At 49.8% G+C, this 20,630-nt stretch carries 21 protein-coding genes and 1 pseudogene; 13 read left to right on the top strand and 9 right to left on the bottom strand.

Annotation, left to right across the window (positions count from 1 at the left end):
* A pseudogene (locus AC4IFB_RS01075) lies at positions 1-272 on the top strand (transposase); the annotation flags it as partial.
* A 255-nt stretch (positions 273-527) separates the two neighbouring features.
* Here the strand turns inward: AC4IFB_RS01075 and AC4IFB_RS01070 are convergent.
* From AC4IFB_RS01070 to AC4IFB_RS01055, 4 genes are all read right to left on the bottom strand, one after another.
* Complete coding sequence (locus AC4IFB_RS01070; RefSeq protein ID WP_490778672.1) at positions 528-752, bottom strand: BrnA antitoxin family protein; 225 nt, start codon at positions 750-752, stop codon at positions 528-530.
* The gene (locus AC4IFB_RS01065) at positions 749-1,039 is read right to left on the bottom strand and encodes a BrnT family toxin (RefSeq protein ID WP_490778673.1); all 291 of its coding nucleotides are present in this window, start codon (positions 1,037-1,039) and stop codon (positions 749-751) included. The genes AC4IFB_RS01070 and AC4IFB_RS01065 overlap by 4 nt, the downstream gene beginning before the upstream one ends.
* Positions 1,040-1,153: 114 nt before the next feature.
* The gene (locus AC4IFB_RS01060; RefSeq protein ID WP_490779124.1) at positions 1,154-2,494 is read right to left on the bottom strand and encodes a hypothetical protein; all 1,341 of its coding nucleotides are present in this window, start codon (positions 2,492-2,494) and stop codon (positions 1,154-1,156) included.
* A gap of 228 nt (positions 2,495-2,722) precedes the next feature.
* Positions 2,723-4,294 carry a DNA recombination protein RmuC gene (locus AC4IFB_RS01055; RefSeq protein WP_490779123.1) on the bottom strand — a complete coding sequence of 524 codons (1,572 nt, stop codon included), beginning with the start codon at positions 4,292-4,294 and terminating at the stop codon, positions 2,723-2,725.
* A 462-nt stretch (positions 4,295-4,756) separates the two neighbouring features.
* Here AC4IFB_RS01055 and mtaB point away from each other — a divergent pair, with 462 nt between their 5' ends.
* The gene (mtaB, locus tag AC4IFB_RS01050; RefSeq protein WP_490779122.1) at positions 4,757-6,049 is read left to right on the top strand and encodes a tRNA (N(6)-L-threonylcarbamoyladenosine(37)-C(2))-methylthiotransferase MtaB; all 1,293 of its coding nucleotides are present in this window, start codon (positions 4,757-4,759) and stop codon (positions 6,047-6,049) included.
* 129 nt (positions 6,050-6,178) lie between these two features.
* Positions 6,179-7,282 (top strand): ribonuclease D, encoded by a 1,104-nt coding sequence (gene rnd, locus AC4IFB_RS01045; RefSeq protein ID WP_490779121.1) that lies wholly within the window; start codon positions 6,179-6,181, stop codon positions 7,280-7,282.
* A 41-nt stretch (positions 7,283-7,323) separates the two neighbouring features.
* On the opposite strand, the gene AC4IFB_RS01040 is transcribed toward rnd, so the two are convergent.
* The 4 genes from AC4IFB_RS01040 to AC4IFB_RS01025 all read right to left on the bottom strand — a co-directional run bounded on the left by AC4IFB_RS01040 (position 7,324) and on the right by AC4IFB_RS01025 (position 10,293).
* A complete protein-coding gene (locus AC4IFB_RS01040) occupies positions 7,324-7,629 on the bottom strand; it encodes a BrnT family toxin (RefSeq protein ID WP_490778678.1) in 306 nt (101 codons plus the stop codon).
* 293 nt (positions 7,630-7,922) lie between these two features.
* A complete protein-coding gene (locus AC4IFB_RS01035; protein ID WP_490778679.1) occupies positions 7,923-8,909 on the bottom strand; it encodes a hypothetical protein in 987 nt (328 codons plus the stop codon).
* A 263-nt stretch (positions 8,910-9,172) separates the two neighbouring features.
* On the bottom strand, positions 9,173-9,988 hold the full coding sequence (xthA, locus tag AC4IFB_RS01030) for an exodeoxyribonuclease III (RefSeq protein WP_490779120.1): 816 nt from the start codon (positions 9,986-9,988) through the stop codon (positions 9,173-9,175).
* The gene (locus tag AC4IFB_RS01025) at positions 9,985-10,293 is read right to left on the bottom strand and encodes a hypothetical protein (RefSeq protein WP_490779119.1); all 309 of its coding nucleotides are present in this window, start codon (positions 10,291-10,293) and stop codon (positions 9,985-9,987) included. Before AC4IFB_RS01025 ends, xthA begins: the two co-directional genes overlap by 4 nt.
* A 182-nt stretch (positions 10,294-10,475) precedes the next feature.
* On the opposite strand from AC4IFB_RS01025, the gene yaaA reads away from it, so the two are divergent.
* The 10 genes from yaaA (at position 10,476) to AC4IFB_RS00975 (ending at position 19,558) form a co-directional block, all read left to right on the top strand.
* Positions 10,476-11,243, top strand: coding sequence for a peroxide stress protein YaaA (yaaA, locus tag AC4IFB_RS01020; protein ID WP_490778682.1), 768 nt, complete (start codon positions 10,476-10,478; stop codon positions 11,241-11,243).
* Complete coding sequence (locus tag AC4IFB_RS01015; protein WP_490779118.1) at positions 11,222-11,995, top strand: TatD family hydrolase; 774 nt, start codon at positions 11,222-11,224, stop codon at positions 11,993-11,995. Before yaaA ends, AC4IFB_RS01015 begins: the two co-directional genes overlap by 22 nt.
* Positions 11,996-12,603: 608 nt before the next feature.
* Positions 12,604-13,602: a UDP-glucose 4-epimerase GalE gene (gene galE / locus AC4IFB_RS01010; protein WP_490774954.1), complete on the top strand. Its 999-nt coding sequence runs from the start codon at positions 12,604-12,606 to the stop codon at positions 13,600-13,602.
* A gap of 4 nt (positions 13,603-13,606) precedes the next feature.
* Positions 13,607-14,407: an undecaprenyl-diphosphate phosphatase gene (locus tag AC4IFB_RS01005; protein WP_490774955.1), complete on the top strand. Its 801-nt coding sequence runs from the start codon at positions 13,607-13,609 to the stop codon at positions 14,405-14,407.
* A gap of 463 nt (positions 14,408-14,870) precedes the next feature.
* Positions 14,871-15,365, top strand: a complete 495-nt coding sequence (locus AC4IFB_RS01000) for a hypothetical protein (RefSeq protein ID WP_490774956.1) — start codon at positions 14,871-14,873, stop codon at positions 15,363-15,365.
* Between the two features lie 389 nt (positions 15,366-15,754).
* Complete coding sequence (locus AC4IFB_RS00995; protein WP_490775136.1) at positions 15,755-16,903, top strand: D-alanyl-D-alanine carboxypeptidase family protein; 1,149 nt, start codon at positions 15,755-15,757, stop codon at positions 16,901-16,903.
* 4 nt (positions 16,904-16,907) lie between these two features.
* Positions 16,908-17,174, top strand: coding sequence for an HP0495 family protein (locus AC4IFB_RS00990; RefSeq protein ID WP_490775137.1), 267 nt, complete (start codon positions 16,908-16,910; stop codon positions 17,172-17,174).
* Positions 17,175-17,179: 5 nt separating this feature from the next.
* The gene (gene lipB, locus AC4IFB_RS00985; protein WP_490779117.1) at positions 17,180-17,827 is read left to right on the top strand and encodes a lipoyl(octanoyl) transferase LipB; all 648 of its coding nucleotides are present in this window, start codon (positions 17,180-17,182) and stop codon (positions 17,825-17,827) included.
* A complete protein-coding gene (lipA, locus tag AC4IFB_RS00980) occupies positions 17,814-18,788 on the top strand; it encodes a lipoyl synthase (protein WP_490779116.1) in 975 nt (324 codons plus the stop codon). Before lipB ends, lipA begins: the two co-directional genes overlap by 14 nt.
* A gap of 74 nt (positions 18,789-18,862) precedes the next feature.
* A complete protein-coding gene (locus tag AC4IFB_RS00975; RefSeq protein ID WP_490775140.1) occupies positions 18,863-19,558 on the top strand; it encodes a YdcF family protein in 696 nt (231 codons plus the stop codon).
* Positions 19,559-19,581: 23 nt separating this feature from the next.
* On the opposite strand, the gene AC4IFB_RS00970 is transcribed toward AC4IFB_RS00975, so the two are convergent.
* On the bottom strand, positions 19,582-20,622 hold the full coding sequence (locus AC4IFB_RS00970; protein ID WP_490779115.1) for a M14 family metallopeptidase: 1,041 nt from the start codon (positions 20,620-20,622) through the stop codon (positions 19,582-19,584).
* Between the last annotated feature and the right edge of the window lie 8 nt (positions 20,623-20,630).

The raw sequence follows: 20,630 nt of genomic DNA, 5'->3' as shown, positions 1-20,630 counted from the left end.
GCGTACCTTTTCGTCTTGTAGACTATCTTGAGCTTGTTGATTGGACGGGGCGCGCCATCCTAGATAATAAGCGGGGTTACATACCTGACCATAAACCGCCTGTTCTCGATAGGCTACAGATCGATTCTAAACATTGGCTCTACATGGCTCAACATTTTGAAAGTCGTTTTAAAGGGTTAGTTGGAGCAAGTCACGCACTAAAAGCAGCTTGTCGCAAACTTGAGTTTCGACGAACGCCGAATTTAGGTTCTGTGGTAGAGCTACTCAGCTAGCCTTTCTATTTTAAATAGCTAAATTATCAAGCGGCGAGACAAGGCTGAGGTTATGTTGCGCCTGCGAATCTGCAAACATACATTAAAAACCGCACTTCAATCTAAAGACCCGGTCATTCTTCATATTTTTTGATCATATCGATCCAATTATTAAGACGTGTTGGTACTGCAATCTTGAATCTAGGGGATCCAAAACGAATCAAGCTGGAGTGGCTGTCTCGTTAGTTCTCTTTTCGCGTTAGCTTTATGGGCTGGTTAGGGCTGTTTATTCCATGAAATATCCACCTTTCGATGATGGGCAACACAATCACGAAGATATAGATTTATTAAACTCTGATATGGCACCCCTGACTCTTCAGCCATCTCTTTAAAGTACTTTATGACATCTTCGCTAAGCCTCATGGTAATGGGCTTTTTTAGTTTTGAAGCATAAGGGTTCTTACGCGATTTCATTTTAGAAAGATCATATTCTTTTTTCATGATAAGTCACCTGCGTAATACATACGCTCTAGACGCGTTGCCTTTCTCGCAGAGATTATCCGAATGGTATTACCGGAATCTCTTTCACAATGGCAAACAATCAAAATTCTTGACTCGCTACTAAGTCCAAGCATGAGAAAGCGGTCTTCTTCCAGCTCGGAGTTCTCAGAATCATAGAAGTGAACGGCAAACTCGTCATAAAATACAGACTTAGCTTCTTCAAAAGAGACGCCGTACTTTTTTAGATTTACTGTAGCCTTAGCTGAGTTCCATTCAAACCTTATCATATGTACATTGTATGTACAATTATCTCATTATTCAAGGGGCTCCAACTGGCAATTATGTAGCCAGCACTGATATTGGGATATATCTATACCCCCTCCCTTCTAGGGTGAGGAGCTTTAAGACTCAGACACAACCTGATTTAAATCATCATCCCAGAACCAGACCATTGAATCACTGTTGAGGTGCACGCCGCCAAACCAGCGGTCGTAGTTATTGTGCGCCTGCCAGGATGTATGGCCTTGAAGCAGTTCCCTACCAAAATCGGTTAGTGAGACACGCCAATCGATCGGCTTTGGTGAGCTTTTAATCAGCTCTATTGCCGGCTTATGAGCCTGGGCAAGCTGATCCAGTACCAGCCAGTAACTGCTATCACCCATGAACACCAAAGGCTCATATTGAGTGGTATACCAGTGATAGAATAGTTTTGCGCCATCCTGTGGCCCCTGCTCATCAAGAATCGTCAGTGTAAGGCGCTCTGATAACGACAACCCATCCTCTAGCCAGGGCAGCTCTTTGATATGCCTTTTGATCGCCGGCATGATCTCAGGAAAAGGAGCATCATCCAGGTTGGCCAATTGACTGAAATCCTCCGGCGTGGATGCGGTGTATGCCTCCCAGCATAACTTTCCAAACTGTAGATGCCGCGCCTCAACCGGTTTGAACTGCTGCCACAACAGACGCATCGATTGAGCAGGCAGTTGTCCAATACCATGAAAGCGTTTCACACCAGGATAGTGGTCGATACAGATGAACTGGATTTTACCAGGCTGCTTTGCTGGATCGCTGAAAAAATGGAGCAGTTTGATGAATACCAAAACATCGTAGGCATCGTGTTCAAACCAGAAGGCGACTCTTTCATACACTCGGGCTCGCTCCAGGGATTGATAATCTGAGGTCAACTCCTTTCGTGCCTGCTCTCTCATTCGCCACTCGTTTCCAGCAATAAAATCACTGCGAATTTCTATAAAACTGTCCAGATCAGACGCAGCAGGAACCGGGCCTTGAATATAGGGGTCAGCAAAAGATAGAAAATCTCCTTCAAAACCTGCAACCGCTAATTTGTACATTACATCGGTACCACAGCGGATATGTAAAGTCTGCATCTGTGCATCCAATGCAGAAGCGACACCCTCATTGATTGCTTTGGTAGCAATATCAGTAGACTCGACATGGTGTTTGAATTTTGACCAGGATTTAAAACCAAGTTCACCGGCGAGTATTGCCTGAGCATCTGCCAGCTTGATGTTCTGCGGATTCAAAGCCTGTGGATTTGGGTGGGCCTGGGTACGTTGCCACAACTCACCTTGGCGCAATGATCTGAGTAGTTCCTTTGCCTGCTTTTTACTCTGAGGCAGTGAGTAGTTAGTTGTGTTTCGAGGGTCGTCAGCGGGTAGTGTGTGGAAACTTTTCTGTTCTGCAACAAACTGACGATGCAGTTCCGGTAGTGACTGGATCATAACGAGCCCCTTGTTATATCAGGCCTTGCTTGCTGATAGGCACAAGGAAATCGCTGCAATTTGTAGAGAGTGGTTGTTGGGCTCAGCCCTTTCCGCAAGCAGGCAGCTGACAAACCAGCATGGTTGGATTATAGACTTACCAACGATCTATCAGCAATATGGAAGATCCATGCAATGGTGCTACAGGGTCACACCTTTGTTTCACTGCTAATGAAAAAGGAGTGCCTCTCACTCCTCATCTGGCGTAGGCAATGACGCCTTGCGGAAGACCGGTAGATCAGGACTCGACTCCTCTTCCAACTCCACCTTCTCAATCTTTTCAAATCGGTTACTGATCTTACGCGCAGAGACATTCACATCACTCACATCCTGATGGGCCAGTCCGATATGCCTTGCCAGATTGTCCATGCGGGACTGAAATCGCCCAAAATCTTTCGACAATGCTCGCAAGTGTTCTTGAATGATATGAACCTGCTCCCGGGTGGCAGCGTCCTTCATCACGGCTCTTGAGGTGGTAAGAATAGCCATCATGGTGGTGGGCGAAACCAACCACACCCGCTTGCGAAAGGCCTCTTCCACCAGGTCGGGGAAGTGGGCATGGATTTCAGCAAATACCGCTTCCGCCGGTATGAACATCACCGCACCATCCGAAGTCTCCCCCGGAATAATATAACGTGAAGCGATATCATCCATATGTTTGCGGATATCACTGCGAAACTGACGCTGGGCCTGGGTACGCTCCGATTCCGGTAACTGTTCATCAAGCATCCGTTGGTAGGATTCCAACGGGAATTTGGCATCGATCACCACATTTCCGGTGGGGTCGGGAAGAAACAGCACGCAGTCAGCTCGCCTGCCGTTACTCAGGGTATGTTGCAATGAGAACCCACTCTCTGGCATGACGTTTCGCACCAGGGCATTCAATTGCACCTCACCAAAGGCGCCCCTGGAACGTTTATCTGATAGCACCTCCTGCAGGGAGACCACATTCGATGAGAGCTCGGTAATCTTCTTCTGCGCCTCATCTATTCGGGTCAGATGCGTGAGCACCTGATTGAAGGTCTCAGTAGTCTTTTCGAAACCTTCGCTGAGACGCTTCTCAACCTGTCCACTGATCTCCTTGAGGCGCTGATCTGTGGTCTCGGTCAAGCCCTCCACCCGCTTTCCCAGATTGTCTGCATGCTGGCTGAGGGCCTCAGCAACCTGCTTGCGAACCTCGCCCATACCTGACTGCAGCGTTTCCTGCTGCTTGCTCAGACTGTGGGCCTGACGCTGATCGAAAGATTCCCGTTGCTCGGAGAGGGATCTGCTCATTGATTCACGCAACTCACCCAGCTTCTCCTGCTGCTGCAAACGGCCATCAGCGAGGTTTTCAGTTACCGCTTTTTTGAGCGCCTCGAACTGCTCTAAAAGATCCAAACGCAGACGACTGGCATCACCCCCCAAATTCTGCAGAATATCTGCAAAACGTCGTTCCAGAGTCTGGCTAAGCTTGTCGGAGTGCTGCTGCTGAGACTGCTGCATGCCATGTAACAGACGTTGCTGGGCCAGCATTCCCTTAGCAATTCTTTCAGATAGCAGATCCCTTAACTCACTCTGCTCTCGCGCACTTCTGCGCTCCAGTTCATGCAGCTGCTCTTGTTGTGACTGTTGATGATGAATCCTGACTTGTTGTTCACGTTGTTGGGTATCGAGGAGACGCGCCAGCCAATAGAGCGCCCAGCCCAGTAGAAACAGACAGGAGAGCCCCAAAACAAGCAGTAGCTGTTGAAAAGCAGAAATTTGGGTAAACCATTCCATGAGCACACTATACCCCAGGCAGAGGCTCAAAATGCGAGCCTTTAAGCGAATGCCATTGAGTTATCCCCTCAAGTTCCGACGATCTAATTTAACACGCAGCCACATATAAGTTATTGAATAAAAAGCAGGTTGGCCTTGTACATAGTAAACCGTTCATGATCAAAGAGAGACAACAAAACCAGATTGAATTGCAAACCAGTCCGTAATCCGTAGCCTGGATGGAGTACAACGGAATCGGGGGTAGTTTCGTGCGTTGATCTTCCCGGATTCCGTTGCACTCCATCCAGGCTACCTTGTCGAATAGATAACTCACTAGGGCCTGATAACACTAATCGAATCGGCCCTAAGACAGTCCCCGGCAGGTGAGAATTGAGGGATCGCGGCTAAGCGGGAACAACTAGACTTGCATAACCGACCCATCATCATTACCTTTGCCGCTCATCTGAGAAACCTCTGAATCCCATGCGCGTTCATCTAAAGACACTGGGCTGCCGTCTCAACGAGGCGGAGCTCGAAACCTGGAGCCGAGAATTCCAGGCTCGCGGCCACCAAATGACCGGTCAGGCTGAAGAAGCCGACTTGCTGGTGGTGAATACCTGTGCGGTCACCCAGGAAGCGGTGAGGAAATCGCGAAAACTGATGAGCCGTAGCGGCCGGTTGAATCCGAATGCCCGTCTTGTGGTGAGTGGTTGTTATGCCTCACTGGAACCGCATGAGGCACTGAAGATCGAGGGTGTGGATCTGCTGATCGACAACCGGGACAAGGCCAGGCTGGTAGAAATAGTCGAACAGAAACTCGACCTGAAGCTTATGCCTGAAGCAGCTATGGAGGCTGAGACCAGTGGTATTCTGGAACGTGGGCGACAACGAGCTTTTATCAAGGTGCAGGATGGCTGCCGTTACCGCTGCACCTTCTGCATTGTCACCCTGGCCAGAGGTGAGGAGCGCAGCCGTTCAGCGGAGGAGATCATCGATGAGATCAACCGCCTGCATCGGGAAGGTATCCAGGAAGCTGTATTGACTGGCGTCCATATCGGAGGCTACGGCAGCGACATCGACTCAAGCCTGGTGCAGTTGATCAAACAGATTCTCGATCAGACAGAGATTCCCCGACTTCGCATCGGCTCCATTGAGCCTTGGGATCTGGAAGCGGAGTTTTGGACCCTGTTCGACAACCCCCGCTTCATGCCCCATCTTCACCTGCCGTTGCAGAGTGGTTCAGACGCAGTTTTGCGACGTATGGCCCGCCGCTGCCGCAGTGACGAGTACCGTCAGCTGATTACTGAGGCAAGAAGCCGGGTAGACGGCTTCAATGTCACCACTGACATTATTGTCGGTTTTCCAGGCGAAACTGAGGAAGAGTGGCAAGAGACTCTCTCATTTATCGAAGAGATCGGATTCGGCCATTTGCATATCTTCGCCTACTCACCGCGCCAGGGGACCAAGGCAGCCAGTCTGCCCAATCCAATCAGCCGTGAAATAAAACGCCAGCGAAGTGATGCACTGCATAAACTGGGCAGACAGACGAAACAGCAAACCCTGGAGGCACAGCTGGGCCAGACACTGCCAGTGCTGGTGGAAGGTTCCCCAGAACAGGGTTACAGCGGCTATACCCCCAACTATCTGCGGGTAGAGATCAGTGCCCCACCAGAAGTCGACCTGGTCAACAGGATTGTGCTTTGCCACTTGAGCGGACTCTCTCCCAGTGAAGATACTCTGCAAGGATCAATCTCCACAACAATGGGAGAGGATTGAAATTGCACAAACCGTTTGCACTCAAAACTCTAACTAAGCACTGACTCTGCATGACACAAAAGTTCGAGAGTCAGCCCAAAGGGCTCGGTTAACTGACCTTACCTCCTTTTTCAAAAACCCAAGAGACCTATGCAAGAACTCTATATCGATACTCCCAGCCAATTACAGTCACTCTGCAATCGTATTCAGCATAGTCCGTGGCTCGCGCTCGACACCGAATTTATACGCGAGAAAACCTACTCGGCCGAGCTTTGCTTGATACAAATTTGCAATGGTGAATTGTCGGCTTGCATCGACACCTTAGCACTTGAAGAGCTGACACCTCTGCTTGACATTTTTGCTGATCAAAATAGCGTGAAGATCTTCCACGCTGGCTATCAGGATCTGGAGATTTTCCACCAGCTTTGGGGACAACTCCCGGCAAACATGTTTGACACCCAGACTGCTGCGGCACTTCTTGGAATTGGAGAACAGATCGGCTATGCAAACCTCGTCGAACAGCTGCTCGGAGTCGAACTGGAGAAGGGGCACACTCGTACCGACTGGACACACCGCCCACTACAAAAAACCCAGTTACGTTATGCCCTTGACGACGTCATCTATCTGGAAAAGATCTATCTAATATTGAAAAAAAGACTGCAAGAACGACAACGAGAGAGCTGGATTGCAGAAGAGATGCAAAAATTAAGCGATCCATCCAACTACATCAATTCACCGGATCAGATGTGGAAGCGTATCCGCGGACTTCATCGCGCAAAAGGGGTGAACAGGGCCGTATTACAAGCATTGTCAGCTTGGCGGGAAGTTGAAGCCGAACGAGCTAACCGTCCACGCCGCTGGATTCTTAAGGACGAAGTCCTGCTGGAACTTGCACGTCATCTACCTGCTGACTTAACAAGCCTACAGGGCATCCGCGGACTCGAACCTGGCAGCATCAAGCATTGGGGAGATGAGTTGCTTAAGCTGATTGCTGACAACAAGAGAGTCCCGAAGTCTCAGTGGCCAATCAGCAAGGCACGACCAACCCAACTCTCTTCAGAACAAGCCGCAACAGCGGATCGTCTAATGGCGTATGTTCATCAGATAGCCGAAGAAGAAGGGATCCCCCCTTCTCTCCTGATCAATCGTCGAGAACTGGAACGCCTGGTGAAGGGTGAACGGGAACTACCGATACTGAAGGGCTGGCGACGAACTTTGATTGGAGAGCAAATATCACTGCTAATGTCCCATTAACTTTCAATCTTCTCAGAACAACTAAAAAAGCCCCTCTCCCTTTACGGGAGAGGGGTTGGGGAGAGGGTGTACGCGAAGCGTTTCATATGGTTGAAGTAAGCTGGACAGTAGTGAGCAGATATATTTTTTATGGTTCTTCCATCTTCTCGATAGCAATGACAGACGATTAAAATTCGTAACTGAGAGCAAAGACCGAGCAAAATATAACGATCTTCATCTTCGGAATGATCAGGGTCGGTAATAAGCCTTGCTCTATCATCGTAAAATACCGTTTTGGCCTCGTCGAAGCATATCCCATGGTTCTTTACATCCTTAGCCTTATCCCATGTAAATTCCAGCTCACTCATAATTAAATTATTAGCAAGATCTGGGATTTACCTCTTTCTTTCAGGCACGTACATATATGCATTTATGCGTTAGATTTTTAACCCACCCCTCCTCCCGGGAGGGCGATTAATAGAACTGGCGTAGGGTGCGGCCCTGCCGCACCATTAAGGGCTGGAAAGAGTAAGAAATTGCGCTGTTTTGGATGCAAAATCTATTTGTAAATATAGGTGATTTTCTTTTACAAACCCCTCCCCGGTGGGGAGGGGGATTAATAGAACAGCCATCTTCCTAGGTGAAAGATTCAGGGGTAAGACTAGGGCCAGGTGTAGGTGTCAGCCACGCCCTCAAAAGTCACCACATACTGCGAGCAACTGATGAACTCAATCACTGCAGTTGCTCCGTCAGCCGCTTCAACACGAATACGACCAGCACTGGGGTGCCCATCTGAACAGTCGAAGGTTACCGGTACTTCAGTGGTTACAGTGACATATCCATGATCCGGATCGTAAACCCGAACAGAGACCTGATAACCCGATGACTCATTCCCAGAAACGCTGACCTCGGAAACCCGATAGGTTCGGTTATCATAGCCCCGGTAGTCTGAGTAGTATTCACAACTGGCGTCTGAGCCTTCCTGGTTGGTCGCCGTACAGGTCACCGACATATTGAAGGTATCCGTGTAACTGCCATTCGGATGAGTGACCGACACAGTGAAGTTGACGTAATTTAGGGTCAGTCGATAGCCGTTGCCTACCTGAATATAGGTTCCCTCAACAGATCCATCGAGCGTGGACGAGTAGCTGTTACCATATCTGCTGGTACTGGTACATTGATTGAAATCGATACTCCAATTTCCGGCAACCCCGTTATCCGGAACCTCCATGATCACCGAGCCGCTATCACACAAGGTACTGGAGAGATCTTCAGTTCTTGCTGCCGTAACTCCACGGCCTGCCAATTGGCTATTGCGACTCAACGCCTCACCAATCACTACCCATAACTCGTCATTGATCTGCTGCCGCGTAACAGGCATATCCGATCGTTGACCGAATAGTGGCACATCATCGGAACTGATCGCCTGTTTGGAGCCTGAGGCTGCAGCGGTAGTGATTTCATCGACGTTTTCTGAGGTCAGTGAAGCCTGTTTGGTTTCACCGCTGTAGTCCAAAGATGTATTGGTTGAGCCACCATCATCGGTATTGGTGTTGCTATTATCATCATCACCTCCACCGCCGCCGCAGGCCTGGAGAATAAAAATCAGTAGTAGAAAGAGTGTCCATTTATTGAATTTTAAGATCATGATTGGTTCTCCCTTATGTAAAACATCCAGGCCACAGGTTGAATAATAGTGACTTAACGATGCGGTTTTTACCAGCATTTAGACTAGCCTGATCCCGAATAATATGACACCAATCAAAAAGTCTCGTTTAGAGAGCCGGCTCTTGATCGAAATACCACTCTGATCCTCTATCAGCGATCCATCCACCAAAGATCGCATGAAACAGATGCTCAGTGCCAAAAATCACAGTGCGCCTGAATGCTCTAAGCAACTATCAGAGTTGATTAAAAGTCGAATTCTGCCCATATCGGACAGTGGTCGGACGGTTTTTCCATACCACGTATATCGTAAGCGATACCCACATCAGTACAGCAACTCATCAACGGTTTGGTGACCAAAATCAGGTCGATACGCAAACCCCGCCTGGGTTCCCGGTCGAACCCCTTGCTTCGATAATCAAACCAGCTGAAACGATTATCCACATTCGGCTTGAGCACCCGATAGCTATCCTGCAATCCCCAATCCTGAAGCGCTTGCAGCCATTCGCGCTCTTCCGGTAGGAAGCTGCATTTACCAGTCTTGAGCCAGCGTTTCGCATTATCAGGCCCAATCCCGATATCCAGGTCCAAAGGCGCCACATTCATATCCCCAATCAGCATCAATGGCTCAGAGGCATCATGGTGGTTATTCAAATAGTCGAGAAGGTCAGCATAGTACTTGCGCTTTGCTGGAAATTTCACCTCGTGGCTTCGACTATCACCTTGGGGAAAGTAACCATTGAGCACTGTAAAGGGCTTGCCTTTTGGAGATTCGTAACGGCCAATGATCATCCGTCGTTGGGCCTCTTCCTCATCAGTGGGAAAACCCTTGTTGATCTCTAAAGGTGCCGATTTAGAGAGCAGGGCAACCCCGTAGTGGCTCTTTTGTCCGTGGTAGGCTGCCTTCAAGTCGAGGGCTTCGATCATGCCGATGGGGAAATCCGCATCCTGTACTTTGGACTCTTGAACTCCGATAACGTCCGGGTCATAGGTGGCTTTGAGCTGAGTTAACTGATGCTCTCTGGCTCGGATCCCATTGGTGTTGAATGAGACAATTTTCATAGATTCTTCTCTCCGAGGACTTCAAGGGTCTCTTTTCCACCCATTTCAAAACCGTGCCGATAGGCTTTACCCCAGGGTAAAAAACGTTGTTCATCGCTGATAGTTTCCCCCCCGCAGCCGAGCGCTTCATTGACTTCATGTTCATAACCCAGAAGCCGCATTCGACTGGCCATGCCATCAGCATATCCACGGTTATACCAGAGCTGCAGTTCGCTTTCTGTTTCAGATAGTACGGAGGTCTCCGCATAAAGATCCCCGGCCAGGTGCAGCAGTCTCTGAAATCGATCTTCTGTTGTCTGATTCATTATCCAATAGTTCAGTAATCAATATATCGGGCTAATAATATATGTTGCAGGACTATTCTGTATATCCATCGGGGAAATACGGTTGTATTTCGACGCTTCTATGGCGATGATTGTCCGATAGCCCGCAGAATCGAACTCAACCCCTGTATCAGGTTGATGTTCAGCAGATTAGAGATCAAAAGATGTTGATTGCAATTTCACCCGCCAAAACCCTCGACTATGAAACTCCGCCGGTCACCAAGACCCACACTAAGCCAAAGTTCCTCAAACAGTCGCGCCAACTGATCGATAACCTGCGAGACTACTCAGCACTGGATCTGGCGGAGCTGATGAAGCTGAGCATGAAACTATCAGAACTCAACTTCGATCGCTATCACGACTGGAGCACCCCCTTTAACCTGAAAAACGCCAAGCAGGCCGCTCTGGCCATGAAGGGTGACGTCTACACCGGCCTCGATGCAGAGACCCTTGATGAAAAGGGGTTTGAGTTCGCACAATCTCACCTGCGAATACTCTCCGGACTCTATGGGGTAATGAAACCACTTGATCTGATGCAACCCTACCGGCTTGAAATGGGCACCAAACTACCTAATGAGCATGGCAAAGATCTATATGCCTTCTGGGGAGAGTCCATTACCCAGGCGATCAACAAAGACCTTAAGGCCCAGGGGGACGAGATCCTGATCAACCTGGCATCCAACGAATATTTTAAAGCGATCAAACCCAAACTGATTAAAGGCCGCATCATCACGCCTCAGTTCAAAGAGAAAAAGAACGGCACTTATCGCATGATCGGCATCTTTGCCAAAAAAGCGAGAGGCATGATGAGTCGTTATATCATCGACCATAGACTCAACGACCCTCAAAGCATTAAGGATTTCGATGTTGATGGATATCGTTACAACCAGCAGCACTCAAAGGATGATCAATGGGTTTTCACCCGCGGTTGATCGATGCCCACTGCCACTTTGATGATAGCCGTTTCGATGTTGATCGGGCTGATGCCCTTGAACGCGCCCATCAGGCAGGTGTAGAAGAACAGATTATCCCCGCCATCAAAGCCGCTTGGTGGCCTCGTCTTCGACAACTCTGCGAGACCAACCCCGGATGCTATCCCAGTTATGGTCTGCACCCTATGTTCCTTGGTGATCATGAAGAGGCGCATATTCAGGCTTTGAAAGTGTGGATCGAGCATGAAAACCCAGTAGCGATCGGCGAGTGTGGGCTCGATTTCTATATTCAGGACCCCCAGGCTGAACGTCAGCACTACTTTTTCGAGGCCCAGCTGCAACTGGCCCAGGAATACGATCTGCCGGTTATCATCCATGCCCGTCGATCAGTAGAAGAGGTCATCAACAGCCTGAGAAACTTTCCCGGCCTGCGTGGCATGCTGCATAGCTATTCCGGCAGCGAACAGCAGGCCCACCGATTGATTGAAATGGGGTTCTATCTCAGCTTTGGCGGCCCGGTCACCTATGAGCGAGCAAAACGCCTGCGGCATCTGGTTGAGTCCCTGCCCCTGGAGCATCTACTGATAGAGACAGATTCACCGGACCAACCCGATAGCCACCATCGTGGCCAGCGAAATGAACCTGCCTATCTCCGGGTGATCCTTGACCTATTCAGCCAGCTTCGTAATCAACCCGCTGACCTGATTGCGGACCAGACCCGAAAAAACACCCAGCGGCTGTTTCGATTGTGAGCAGTCGGAATGGTGCGGCAGGGCCGGCACCCTACGGATTGTTCTGTCTTTGACCTGGTAAATTCTATTTCCAAGTTCCCACCCTGGCTGAGTGGGAGCGAGTCCGTAGCCTGGATGGAGTGTAACGGAATCCGGGAAGATTGGTGCGATGCCCCCCTGGATTCCGTTGCACTCCATCCAGGCTACGTTATCAAACCGCTGAACTGATTGCGGATCAGAACCGAAAAAAACCAGCAGCTGTTTCGATTATGAGCGGTCAGAGTGGTGCGGCAGGGCCGACACCCTACAGATCGGTCTGGCTTTGACCTGGTAAATTCTATTTCCATGTTCCCGCCCTTGCTGCGTGGGAGCGAGATGAAAACCAAGGGGCATTCGTACCTACTCATAAGTGCTTGAGATGTGCAGTATCAGACACTTCTCTCTTAAACAGCGCATGACTCCGCGCCTCTGCCCCGTTATCATGTACGCGTTTTTTACCTGCCAGACATGGATGGTCCTGAGTTTCGTCTTCACATTGAGCGACATTCCTGTCTGACCTTTTGAAAAGGCGAAGTAGGTAGACACGCGGAAAATACACATTTGATCCTTTCAAAGATGGGGAACCACTGATGTCGAAAAAAGGAATTCTGGTTACCGGCGGCGCCGGCTATATAGGCAGTCACACTGCACGTCAGCTTGGTGAAGCGGGTGAAAGATTGGTTACCCTGGACAATCTCTGCACCGGATTTCGCCAAGCCGTTCTTCACGGCGAACTGGTGGTGGGTGATACCGGTGACCGTGAGTTGGTCAGCCGTGTCCTAAAGGAGCATGACATCGATACAGTGATGCACTTCGCTGCCCACACCATCGTACCCGAATCAGTGGAGAACCCGCTCAAGTATTACTCCAACAACACCTGCAATACCCGCAACCTGCTCCAGTGCTGTTCCGAAGCAGGGGTTAAGAACTTTGTCTTCTCCTCGACCGCTGCAGTGTATGGCATCCCTCAGGAAGGGGTCGCCTACGAGGATACCCCTACCAGTCCGATCAACCCCTACGGCACCTCCAAACTGATGTCAGAGATGATGCTGCATGATCTCTCTGTTGCCAGTGACATGCGCTATATCGCTCTGCGCTATTTTAATGTTGCCGGTTGTGACCTGGAGGGCAGAATCGGCCAGTCGACCCCAAAAGCCACCCTGTTAACCAAAGTCGCCTGTGAGGCAGCTGTAGGTAAACGGGATGCGGTCTACATCTTCGGCACAGATTATCCAACAGCGGATGGTACCGGTGTGCGTGACTATATCCATGTAGAGGATCTTGCTGCAGCCCACGTGAAGTCTTTGGACTATCTGCGCAACGGCGGTGACTCTGCCATCCTCAACTGTGGCTATGGACACGGCTACTCAGTCCGTGAACTGCTCAAATCTGTCGAAACAGCACATGGCTCACCCCTGAATATCATTGAGGCTGAGCGTCGTGCAGGAGACCCGCCTGAGCTGGTGGCCGGAGCCAAAAAAGTGCGCGAAGTTCTGGGCTGGTCCCCAAAATATGACGACTTGTCAGTTATCGCCAGCTCCGCACTTGCCTGGGAGCAGAAACAACTGGAGACCCCTTGGAAGAACTGATGACATGGATCTGTTACAAATCATTATCCTGGCTGCGCTACAGGGACTGACCGAATTCCTGCCGATCTCCAGTTCGGCCCATCTGATTCTCGCACCCCAGGTCACCGGCTATGACGACCAGGGACTGGCCTTCGATGTAGCAGTGCATGTGGGAACATTGGCTGCTGTCATCGGTTATTTCCGCCACCAGGTTTTATCCATCTCTGTTGATTTTTTCCGCTCATGGGTCAATCCATCAGCCCGCTCACAGGAATCAAAACTGGGCTGGATGATCGTAATCGCAACCATACCGGTTGGATTGTTTGGTCTACTGATGAAATCCCTGGTGGAGGGCGATCTGCGATCACCGATGGTGATTGCCATAACCACAATTGGCTTTGGCGTATTGCTTCTACTGGCAGATAAGTTGGGGAGTCGGCAAAGGGATGAATATACCCTACGATGGAGTGATGCCCTGGTGATCGGACTGTTCCAGGCCATGGCTATCATCCCAGGCACCTCTCGCTCCGGTTCCACCATGACAGCAGGTCTGTTTCTTGGCCTGACCCGGGAAGCCGCATCCCGTTTCTCATTCCTGATCTCGATTCCCACTATCCTCATGTCCGGGGGACTGCTGGGGCTTGATCTCTTAAATAGTGAGACACCTGTGGATTGGCTCTCGATAACTCTTGGTGCCGGGTTGGCATTTTTTACCGCCTACCTCTGCATTCACTACTTTCTACGCTTTATTGAGAATATCGGCATGGTGCCGTTTGTCATCTACCGATTTTTACTGGGTGGCTTGATTCTGGTCTATCTGCTTTAGGGTCTTCGACTCTAAACGGTATCTTAACAATCAGCCCCTAATTCACTCTTTCCGTGGTTACTAACCAGGCCATAGATATTAATACACACGACGGCCTGTCATTAAATATCTGAGGATAGGGGCTACAAGCGTGGCTCAGCTCGGTGTTGCGGCTCTTGACAAGGGATGGGCCATTCCATCCTTAGGTCCGCAAACGGCACATCCCTGTGCCACTCCTGCCGGCGTGCCGCGCCCCGAAGGAAGTGCCCTTGGGGGTGCGTCTTGATCTGAGCCACGCTTGTAGCCCTGAGTCTATTAATATCTATGGCCAGGTTAGTAAGTGGTCGATTGAAAGCGATTAAAACCGTGTTCCAGGCTACAATTCGATACAATATCTGCCTTGACTACTGCAATCTCCGGGTGGGATAGTTTGTTATCAATGATATATTTGATTTCACTAAACCATGGAGGGAGGAACCAATTTATGCTTAAAAATATCACTCTAATATCACTGTTATTATTCACTCTGGTCATTGCAGGCTGCGGCGGCGGCGATGACGTTAAAGTAAAAGAGTTCAGCATCAACGGCTCTTCATCAGAGCTTGAAGAGGGCCGGGTAACGATCGATTCAGCCATTAACAACGGCGAATTCGAATTGGTCTGGAAGGTTGATGATGACAATGCAAGTGGCTATACCGCTTACTTCTATCTCAGCGTCAATAGCAATCTTGATGAAGACAATGACATTCGTTTCTACACTGTCTGGTGTGGTGAATTTGGCAGTTGTGATCATGACGACAGGAATGACGAAGATTGCTGGTTTGATAACAATCTGGAGATGGTCTGTGAAGATGATGATGATCCAGAAACCGATGTTGATGAACTCATCGACTCGCTTCCTGAAGATCTCTACGTTATCGTTGAAGCCTGCAACGGCTCAGACTGTGATACTGAAGCTGTGGCTGTCCGGTTACGCTAGCCCGTGAAATAAAGCCTCATCCATTATAATCAGGTGGATGGGGCGTAATTTACCAATACTCTTCTCATCCCTTGCTCAGCGCTTTCCAGGGCCTAGTGTGGTGCGTCATATAAACCATGCATTTAGAAAGCCGCTCAAGCCGTGAGTGCAAGGCGCAGCCCGCAGGTAATGGTTGTTCCCTTACCAAGGGGTGCAACGCCGCAATCGCGGCTTGAGTGGCTTCCCGCAGGGCGAGGCAGGTGATTTAAACTCAAACTGAGATAGGCCTTGTCTAAATATAGGATTTATATGACGCACCACACTAGAGGGTCACTTCACATCAAACAATATGAAACGCCCCGCTACTTCACTACAATAGAACCAACTTAACGAATTAAATAAAAACACCCATGTATCAACTTGCGCAATATTTCAACCTCTCGCTCATATGGCTTGTAGCTCTAATCTCGCTACCCTTGCAGGCTGCCACCCCCTTACCAGCACCTCCTGAGGTTTCTGCTACCGGCTATCTGCTGGTGGACTTTCACAGCGGTAAAATCCTTGCCGAACGAAATTCAGACAAGCGACTCGAACCGGCCAGTCTGACCAAGATCATGACCGCCTACACCATTTTTCGGGAGTTACAGCAGGGTAATATTAATCTCGAAGATACTGTGCTGGTAAGTGAAAAGGCCTGGCGCACACCAGGATCGAGGATGTTCATCGAAGTTGGCAAACGGGTCAAAATGTTAGACCTGATCAAAGGAATGATCATTCAATCCGGCAACGATGCCTGTGTAGCACTTGCAGAACATATCGCCGGCAGTGAAAGCACCTTTGCTGAATTGATGAACAATCACGCTCAGCGCCTGGGAATGGTTGATACCCACTTTATGAACTCCACCGGGCTACCCCACAAAAACCACTACACCACGGCAGCTGATATTTCCAAGGTTGCCAGAGCGACGATTCATGAGTTTCCGGAATATTATCAATGGTACAAAGAGAAATCCTTTTTATTCAATAATATAGAGCAGCACAACCGAAATAAACTGCTGTGGCGGGATAGTAGCGTTGACGGCATGAAGACCGGCCATACCGAGGGAGCAGGATACTGCCTGGTAGCCTCTGCAATGAAAGAGAATATGCGCCTGGTCTCCGTAATTATGGGTACCAAAAGTGAAGAGGCAAGAGCCCAGGCAAGCCAAAGTCTGTTGAACTATGGGTTTCGTTTTTATGAAACCCACCAACTGTATGCTGCTGGTGAAGCACTCAATCGGGTCAGGATCTGGAAAGGAGCGCGTGATAAGTTACCACTGGGTCTGAGTGAAGACCTGAATGTGACTATTCCCAGGCATCAATATAAAAACCTGGATGCAAACCTCGAGATCGAACCCAAGATCATGGCGCCGGTACAAGAGGGGCAATCTCTTGGAAAGGTCATGGTCACTCTGGATGGCGAACCGGTTACCTCCGCCACTCTGATTGCTCTAAAGACAATCCCTGAAGGCAACCTCTGGCAACAGATAAAAGACAGCGCCCTTCTCTGGCTGGAGTAACCCGTTGGAAGAAGAAGAGACACTATTAAAATTTCCCTGTGATTTTCCCATCAAGGTAATGGGCAAGGCTGAACCGGGATTCGAGGCGATGGTGGTGGAGTTGATCAGTCGTCATGCTTCGGGTATCACTGAAACAGCCGTCAACAGCCGTAGCAGTAAAGGTGGAAAATGGGTCTCGGTTACCGTTACCCTGCGTGCAGAAAGCAAGGCTCAGCTCGATGCAATCTACGTTGACCTTAGTGCCCACGAAAAAGTTGTCATGGCACTTTAACTGCAATGTTGCTGGTGAAGTCTCTGGGTATCCAACCCTATGCCAAAACCTGGCAGGCAATGCAGGACTACACCAATCAACGAGGCCCTTCCACCCCCGACCAACTCTGGTTGCTTGAGCATCCCCCTGTTTTTACCCTTGGTCAGGCAGGCAAGCCAGAGCACCTGCTCAACCCGGGTGATATCCCAATAGTCAACAGTGACCGGGGCGGTCAAGTCACCTACCACGGCCCAGGACAACTCATCGCCTATCTGTTACTCGATCTACGTCGGGCTCATTTAGGTGTTCGTGGTCTGGTAACCCACCTGGAAGCCGCTGTAATCAGCTTACTGGCCGAGCATAGGCTCAAAGCCAACGCCAGAAAAGATGCACCAGGCGTCTACATAGACACCTCAAAGGTCGCCTCTCTTGGTCTGCGCGTACGCAGGGGATGCAGTTATCATGGGCTCAGCCTCAATGTGGATATGGATCTCGAACCTTTCAGCAGAATCAATCCATGTGGCTTTCCGGGGCTGCAGGTCACTCAGTTAGCTGACTTGAATATAGATGCAGATTTACCCAGTCTTGGCCGGGAATTGGCGCAACACTTGGCGGAGCGTTTAGGCTACACTCTCAGCTTCGTTGATCCGGATGAACCCAATGAGTACGACTAAAGACCTTCTACCACCTTCACGCACCCAGCCAGAGAGTCATCAACGGGGTAAAACTAAACTTGCCCGTATTCCGGTAAAGGTCGAACCAACCCAAACCACCCTGAGAAAGCCCAGCTGGATACGGGCCAAAGCACCTTTGGGCCGTGATGTGAGCCGCATCCGCCGAATACTGCGCGATAAAGGTCTAAGTTCTGTCTGCGAAGAGGCTGCCTGCCCCAACCTTGGGGAGTGTTTTCAGCATGGCACTGCAACTTTTATGATCATGGGGGATATCTGTACCCGGCGCTGTCCATTTTGCGATGTGGCCCACGGCAAACCCCAACCATTGGATCAACAAGAACCACAACAACTTGCTGAGGCAATCTCTGCGATGGCACTCAAATATGTTGTGATCACATCGGTGGATCGGGACGATCTCCGTGACGGGGGAGGCGCCCATTTTGCACAATGCATCGCAGCGATTCGTGAACAGATGCCACTAACCAAGATTGAGATCCTGGTCCCGGATTTTCGAGGACGTGAAGCACAAGCCCTAAAGCCACTACTTGAGTCAGCACCAGATGTCTTCAATCACAATCTTGAAACTGTGCCTCGTCTCTATCGTCAGGCCCGCCCAGGTGCTGACTACCAAGGCTCACTGGATCTGCTGATGCGATTCAAACAGGAGCAACCCAAAGTCCCAACAAAATCGGGACTGATGCTGGGACTGGGGGAAAAACAAGAAGAGGTTCTGCAAGTATTGCAGGATCTTCGCAAGCATGGCTGTGAAATGCTCACTCTGGGTCAGTATCTGCAACCCAGTCGTGACCACTTACCTGTGGATCGATTCGTCACCCCAGAGGAGTTTGCAGAACTGGGTAGAATGGCTGAAGAGATGGGCTTCACCAGTGTCGCCAGTGGTCCTATGGTGCGCTCCTCCTACCATGCTGACCTACAAGCAAATCCACTACTGAACACCTAACCACAGTTAACAGAGTGGACGGCCTCAACACCCAATTAATCAGCACTTTGATCCTGCCCCCGGCAGGCCCCCTTATGCTTGGCCTTATCGGCTTGCTGCTATGGGCTACCGCCTTTGGTCGTAAATTGGTTGTAATAGCGCTACTTCTGCAGATAACACTGAGTCTACCGATCACCGGGGAATTGATTTTCTCAACCCTTCAAAAGCACCCTCCCCTGAGCAGACAGCAGATACAAGACAATCAGGCTCAGGCAATCGTTGTTCTTGGAGGAGGGCGCTACCGTGAAGCACCGGAGTATGGATCTGACACTGCAAGTTTGCGATTGTTGAGCCGTCTTCGCTATGCTGCAAATATCGCTAGAGAGACCGGATTACCGATTATTCCAAGCGGAGGCAAGCCTGGTGGCAAGGGTGATTCAGAAGCTGAGATCTCAGCAAAGATTCTACTTCTGGACTATGGCATATCTGTCCAGCATATGGACAAGCGTAGTAGAAACACCTGGGAGAATGCCCGTAACATTGCCCAGCTCATCGATGGGCTGGATATCAAGAAAGTTATATTAATTACCGATGCTGCACATATGCCTCGAGCTGCGGATGCTTTCAAGCGCCATGGTGTGCAGTTAATTCCGGCGCCGATCAACTTTGAATACCAGCTGCAGGGAGAGCGACCCAACTATGAAAGATTCATCCCCAGCATGACTGCGGCAATGAACATTTCACTGGGCCTGCATGAGCTTCTGGGGCAATTTTGGTACTCTCTGAAGTAGCCCTGAAAACAGCTCGGCCTGAACTATTCAGAGGCCCCTTGATTATCATCATCCACATGGGCCATATAGCGCTCCATCAGATAGCAGAGACAATCCTCTCTTATCACTTCCAGGTCTTTTGTCAGCATCGAGGGCATTACCATGCGATTGAGGCAGAGCTGCCCCTCTTCGATATGAAAATAGTCACAGCCCACATCTGAGCCACTCTCATCCCTGACCTCCAGTGCTTCAAGTCCTCTGCCATTAACCCATCCGAGGAATGTTCCCACAGGCAATTCTCGAAAATTCATATGATCGAGATCGGGATCGAATACCAGCTGGCTCTCATTGGGTATAAAGCCGAAACTGGTATCCTTGGTTATCTTAACCTGTGCCACGGTATGAAACAGATCAATATCCTGGTGTGCAACAGGGTGAAGTGGATGCTCCGCCAGGTGCAGACAAGCCTCCAGGTACTGCAACGCATGTTCGACACCATATGCACTGCCCACTTTGCCGCACTCTAGGGTAACCGAGGGACAAAGTTCTGCAAATGCCATCGACTGAACCCCCTTTGGACGAAGAAAGTAGACCACCGTGCGGGAAAAAAGTAGTGCAAGATGCAGAAATGGACCATGCAATCTGTTAACACAGGCATAGTGAGGATTGAGACCGGTATTGTTATGAACATCGACACTGGCGAAGGGTTGATGCTGCCGCATTATTTCAACCACCTGAGCCATCATCTGCTTCTCAGGGCTCTCCTCAAGCTCACTACCAGGCCAGACTCGATTATAGTCAGGTTGCCCCGGCAACAACCTCTTATGCCGCGTAGCCGCTGACACATTCCCAATGAATATACTCAATGAACGAGGCAGCTCTTTGCCACCCTGATAGCGTCTCAACAACAATCGAATCGCTTCCCAACCCACCTGCTCATTGCCATGCATCAATACGGAAACAAATAGCGGCTGCTGTTTCCTTCCAGGCAGGTGAATCAAACTTGGGCCAGGCAGACTATCGGCTAGTTGATGAGCCTGCAAAGAGAGCAGCTTGTCTGGTAAGTAGTCGTATTGCTTTAACATACTGATTC

This window comes from Candidatus Thiodiazotropha sp. AKIB8, assembly GCF_058244675.1.
The sequence above is the reverse complement of the archived record's forward strand: the minus strand, read 5'-3'. Positions and strand labels throughout refer to the sequence as shown.

Coding starts and splice junctions, on each gene's coding strand:
- AC4IFB_RS01070 (WP_490778672.1), bottom strand. CDS start 752: ATGAAAAAAGAATATGATCTTTCTAAAATGAAATCGCGTAAGAACCCT.
- AC4IFB_RS01065 (WP_490778673.1), bottom strand. CDS start 1,039: ATGATAAGGTTTGAATGGAACTCAGCTAAGGCTACAGTAAATCTAAAA.
- AC4IFB_RS01060 (WP_490779124.1), bottom strand. CDS start 2,494: ATGATCCAGTCACTACCGGAACTGCATCGTCAGTTTGTTGCAGAACAG.
- AC4IFB_RS01055 (WP_490779123.1), bottom strand. CDS start 4,294: ATGGAATGGTTTACCCAAATTTCTGCTTTTCAACAGCTACTGCTTGTT.
- mtaB (WP_490779122.1), top strand. CDS start 4,757: ATGCGCGTTCATCTAAAGACACTGGGCTGCCGTCTCAACGAGGCGGAG.
- rnd (WP_490779121.1), top strand. CDS start 6,179: ATGCAAGAACTCTATATCGATACTCCCAGCCAATTACAGTCACTCTGC.
- AC4IFB_RS01040 (WP_490778678.1), bottom strand. CDS start 7,629: ATGAGTGAGCTGGAATTTACATGGGATAAGGCTAAGGATGTAAAGAAC.
- AC4IFB_RS01035 (WP_490778679.1), bottom strand. CDS start 8,909: ATGATCTTAAAATTCAATAAATGGACACTCTTTCTACTACTGATTTTT.
- xthA (WP_490779120.1), bottom strand. CDS start 9,988: ATGAAAATTGTCTCATTCAACACCAATGGGATCCGAGCCAGAGAGCAT.
- AC4IFB_RS01025 (WP_490779119.1), bottom strand. CDS start 10,293: ATGAATCAGACAACAGAAGATCGATTTCAGAGACTGCTGCACCTGGCC.
- yaaA (WP_490778682.1), top strand. CDS start 10,476: ATGTTGATTGCAATTTCACCCGCCAAAACCCTCGACTATGAAACTCCG.
- AC4IFB_RS01015 (WP_490779118.1), top strand. CDS start 11,222: ATGGGTTTTCACCCGCGGTTGATCGATGCCCACTGCCACTTTGATGAT.
- galE (WP_490774954.1), top strand. CDS start 12,604: ATGTCGAAAAAAGGAATTCTGGTTACCGGCGGCGCCGGCTATATAGGC.
- AC4IFB_RS01005 (WP_490774955.1), top strand. CDS start 13,607: ATGGATCTGTTACAAATCATTATCCTGGCTGCGCTACAGGGACTGACC.
- AC4IFB_RS01000 (WP_490774956.1), top strand. CDS start 14,871: ATGCTTAAAAATATCACTCTAATATCACTGTTATTATTCACTCTGGTC.
- AC4IFB_RS00995 (WP_490775136.1), top strand. CDS start 15,755: ATGTATCAACTTGCGCAATATTTCAACCTCTCGCTCATATGGCTTGTA.
- lipB (WP_490779117.1), top strand. CDS start 17,180: ATGTTGCTGGTGAAGTCTCTGGGTATCCAACCCTATGCCAAAACCTGG.
- lipA (WP_490779116.1), top strand. CDS start 17,814: ATGAGTACGACTAAAGACCTTCTACCACCTTCACGCACCCAGCCAGAG.
- AC4IFB_RS00975 (WP_490775140.1), top strand. CDS start 18,863: ATGCTTGGCCTTATCGGCTTGCTGCTATGGGCTACCGCCTTTGGTCGT.
- AC4IFB_RS00970 (WP_490779115.1), bottom strand. CDS start 20,622: ATGTTAAAGCAATACGACTACTTACCAGACAAGCTGCTCTCTTTGCAG.